At 39.7% G+C, this 4718-nt stretch carries 4 protein-coding genes; all 4 read right to left on the reverse strand.

What is annotated here, in order from left to right; genetic code table 11:
• The coding region (locus tag E1171_RS06710) for a LysM peptidoglycan-binding domain-containing protein (protein WP_155205239.1) at positions 1 to 434 on the reverse strand (434 nt) is incomplete at its 3' end.
• 89 nt (positions 435 to 523) lie between these two features.
• Positions 524 to 1189, reverse strand: a complete 666-nt coding sequence (locus tag E1171_RS06715) for a hypothetical protein (RefSeq protein ID WP_155205240.1) — start codon at positions 1187 to 1189, stop codon at positions 524 to 526.
• 13 nt (positions 1190 to 1202) lie between these two features.
• Positions 1203 to 1934: a PKD domain-containing protein gene (locus E1171_RS06720; protein WP_155205241.1), complete on the reverse strand. Its 732-nt coding sequence runs from the start codon at positions 1932 to 1934 to the stop codon at positions 1203 to 1205.
• Positions 1935 to 2043: 109 nt separating this feature from the next.
• A partial coding sequence (locus tag E1171_RS23695) for a PKD domain-containing protein (protein WP_187696313.1) occupies positions 2044 to 4718 on the reverse strand: 2675 nt, incomplete at its 5' end.

Below are 4718 nucleotides of genomic sequence, written 5' to 3' on the forward strand. Positions count from 1 at the left end.
ACCTCCAAAGCCATCACTACAGGCTTTTTTCCAAGATTTACTTTTCCTGGTATTAAAATTTTTTGACCAACTTTAATGTCATCTGGATTTGAGATCTGGGGGTTAATACGTAGCAATTGATCCAACCTTACCCCATATTGGTCCTTTATCCTTCCCAAAATCTCTCCCCTTCTCACCGTATGGGTTTTGGGACCATTGGCTTGGGCAAAGCGCTCCACCTTTTTTTGCATTTTCTTCTGCACCCCTTCAATTTCTTGCTGAATGCAGGAACAAATGGCGCCGTAATTAAAGGGAGTAACAGGTTTAAAACCACCTTGAGCTTGGTATTGTAATTGAGCACGGATGTCCATGTCTATGGCCAAAAGGCCATTGTGCAGATCCTGGCTGCATTCCTGTCTTATTCTTTCTAGTTCAAAGGGTAAGGGTTTTGACATAACAGTTAGTAGTTATCGTTAGAAAGTAAGTTAGGGTCTGAGTTTATCTCATAGCTACTGGCCTCTCCCCTTTAGCCAGCCAAAAGTTCTTAAAAGAACCGTATTAAGGATTTAGAATCGGCTCTGCCCACTGCGTTGAACAGGTATCTGATTGACAAAAAGCCTTCAATCTGAAAATGAAAGCCTGCATCTCCTGTATACAATGCTCTTTGTCCCCCTCCCATGGCTACTTTCACATTATAAGTGACGTAGTTTTCCAGCTCCACTCCCAAGGCGGCTCCTATTTTTCCCCTACCCCAGGGTTGCTTATCCTCATTAGGCTGTATGTTGGATAATTTGTTGTAAAAAGCCACCATAGGAGAAAAATAAGGATTAATAGAGACTAACTTGAAGCGGTAAAGGTTATAATACAGATTTCCCCTCAAAAAGCCTTGATGCATATTGGTGGTAGAAGAATGTTTGACATAGGAATACTGAACCATTGGCTCAATCAAAAGCTTCTGATTAATGCCATACCTATAACCTAGTGCCCCTCCAAAGCCATTTGGGGTATAAAAGCCAGAAGCTGAGAGCCCTTTCAAGCCCTTTACACGCAGCCGTATTACGTACCTTTCTTTTTTCTCAGGCTTAGCTTTTGATCTTTTTTTCTTTTCTTCTTTTTTTTCCTTATCTCCCGACAGCTGAGGAATGAGCTGTGCTTGTGCAGAAAAGGAAAGCACGGTAAAAAATAATATGAAAGCAAAAATTTTCTTCATCTTAGCCTACTCTCTAATTAATCTGTATGATTTCTGTATATGCTTCTGAAACGGCCCCATCATTATCTACTACAAAAAGACTAACCTGGTGCAATCCCGTGTTACTAAAAACAAAATTAACTTGTGGTTCATAGGCTTCTACCGTGATTCCGGAAAAGTTGAATACATACTTTACTATTTTCCCACCCTGATTGCTATCCTGATCAAAACTAGCGGAAGCATCAAAGTGATAAAATAAAGGTTCTCTTTTCTCATAACTGAAGGTACATATTGGAGGTGTATTATTAAATACCGTTAAATCCAATATCACCTTATCCTCCTGTCCAAAATTATCCCGGGCCAACATCTCAATTTTATGCTCTCCTTCTACAAAGGCATGGTAAATGAAAGCTTTTTCATTCGTTTCATCGTAAAACAAATCCTCATCAATCACATTGGAAGCCTCATCTACTAAAAAACCTTTATCATAAACCAACTCAGTAAGACTCACTATAGATCGGTTTTTATTTTGGTCTACAATCTTAAGTCGAAAAGGGTAGCCGTTTTTTATTTTCAAACTATCTGTTATGTTTTTTAGCAATTGTGTTTCTTCTCCTGCATCCTCTTCTGCCTCTGTTGGATTTACCACAAAAAATAGTTCAGGTTTTGAATTCAGGTCTTCGAGATAATCATCCGTATTATCGCAGGAAGAAAAGAAAAATCCTGTCACTAATGCAAAAACAAAACTATAAAAAATTCGCTTCATTTATCACTACTTTTTTATGCACTTTTTCTTAAAAAAAGGATCTTTTCTCCTTTTACCATTTAAATAAATGGGCTGCAAATATAATCTTTGCAGGCCCAGCACACACACTCTATTTCAATACCTTTAAAATATGTAAAGCTCCACTCTGTTTTTCAACACCTTTCTTTTCTACCATAATTACTAAAAAGCCTTTCGGAAAAGCAGCAGCATCCACTGTAAAGGCATTATCGCCCTCCTTCAATTCCACAATCTCCTCATGCAATAGGTTATTATGTATAGTATAAACCCTAATTACGGCCTCCCTATCCACTGTAGTTGGCACTTCCAAATTGATGAGGTTTTGCGATATAGGGTTAGGGTAAACCGTCACCGTCATATTTTCCTCATTATAGCCGACCACATCAGAATAGGCAGTCAGGTCTTCCACCTCTTCTACAGCCGTAAACCAGTTTTCATCATCGCTCACCTGGAATTTCTGTGAAAATTCCTCAACACATCCCTTTAAAGTGGCCGTAAGCACTACATCAAATTCGGCATCAGGGCTGTTGTAAACTGCCAAAGGGTCTTTCTCCGTAGAAGTGGTACCATTTCCTAAATCCCAGAAATAAGTATCTGCTTCAACCCTAGCGAAAAACTGCACCACTTCTCCTGCCTGAAGTTGATCTGGCACATCAAGGGTCCCAACAGGTGTGTTGGAAGAAACTGTAAAAAAGCCCTGCTCCGGACTACAGCCCAGCTCATTATAAGCTTCCACATAATACTCCTTTTCCCCATCTACTACAATATGCGCCATACTTCCCTGGGCAATTTCCTCACCGGTATCAGCGGTAAACCACTTATATGTATGGCTGGACGAATAATTACGAAGGTAGAGGGTCATTTCTTCTCCTTGGCAGGATTCCAGATTATCTACTATAGGCTGATCTGCAATTCCAACCACAAAGAATTCCTTCTCTAAGGTAATCACACAATCATTTTCGGTTGTAAAACTATAAGAGATTGGATGAGCACCCAGTTCAAGTGACTGGGGTTCCAAATAACTTCCAGCCACTCCATCACCATCCCATGTACCTCCCTGATAACCATCCAACTCAAAATTCCTTAAGTCTAAAGTTTCACTTTGGCACACCCTACCGATTGGACTAATCGCCACCTCAGGATCTTCATATAAAGTAATATAAATTTCTCCATCAACTGAACAACCAGTTGCTGAGGATTTAACCGTATAAGTAACTGTTACACTTTCTATTGAGGCCGGTACCAAGGCGGGATTAAAATTGGTTCCATTTACAATATAATCCCCACTAAACTCCCCACCAGGAATATTCACCCTGCTTAGTAAGTTAAATTCGACACCACTTCTACAAAGGAAAACATTAGGATCATCAATATTTAGATCAGGGAGTTCTTTTGCTGTCACTGTGATTTTTGTTTCTTCAGATGAAACACAACCCAATGCACTTACAGCTCTTACATAAATTTCGTTAATTCCCACCTCTAATGGTATATTTACTTTTGCAGCTGTAAGTCCGTCAAATACTTCCATTTCTCCATCAGCATTTTTCCTATACCACATGTAAGAGTCGGCGAGCCCATCCTGGGAAAAGGCTATTATTTCTTGATCACCGGGACCACATCGACCAAGTAAGGCCTCGTTGACTATGGCAGGTGACATAGGACCATCAACAACCGTAACATTAGTAGTAATTGTTTGCTCACAACTATTTCCATCTGTAAAAGTATAAGACAAAGTATGTTCTCCAACCGTAGCTTGAGATGGGTCAAACTGAAAACCATCATCAATACTTCCTGACACTCCTAAACCACTCCATGCCAAAGTTTCCAAACCCAATCCCGCTGGCACAAAACCTTCCAGCGCAATAGGCCCTCCATTATAACATTGGTCATCTATTGGTAGTAAAGAAACTTGAGGTAAGGTGCGGATAGTGAAATCCAACTGTTCAATTGTAGTACAAACTCCTGTTTTAGCATTAAGAATCTTAATATAATGTTCTTGAGGTGGGTTTACTTCATCCCATTTCCAAATAACGATTAATTCACCACCATTTCGGGAATCTAATTCCCCTCCCTCTACATGCACATCAAAGTCATCGAAAACTGCATAATTTTCAATGTAATAGGTTTGTGTCAAGTCATTTACACAAACATCCGTCTTGGTATCAATGCTAAAAACAGGCTGTACCGGATCTTTAACCTCCAGAATTTTCATCACATTTTCAGTACAAGCCCCCTTTACAATGTGAAATTGAATCTCCACGGTAGTTTTATTTCCATCTAAACCGGAAACATCTAAATAATAACTTCCATCTTCCCTTTCCTTTACAAAATCCCCTGAAAAAGTGGCCAAATGAGCATCCTCACCAGATAACAGTTGGGCCAAATCAAATTCCTGGTTTCGGCAAACATTTTGTGCCGTATACCCATATTTTATTTCAGGAGTAACAGTAACTTCAATATCCACTTTTTCAGAAGGACAGTTACCGACACCTACTGCTTCTACTGAAATAACCGCATCTGCGTTGAAAGGTATTGTTATACTCCCCAATTGGGTACTAGAAATAAGCTCGTAATTATTTTCCCCTAATTTATTATACCAATTGTATGATTCTACGTCAGATGGTTTCTCTCCTTCTATACTTAAAGTTAAAGCTCCTTCTCCACAAAGCGCATAGCTTGTCGATACATTTGGGGGGGCCACAGGAGAGGTTATTGGGATATCCACAGTAATGTCATCTGTACAACCGTTCTCGTCTGTAACTGTGA

It is taken from the genome of Xanthovirga aplysinae (assembly GCF_009711365.1).
Lineage (GTDB): Bacteria > Bacteroidota > Bacteroidia > Cytophagales > Cyclobacteriaceae > Xanthovirga > Xanthovirga aplysinae.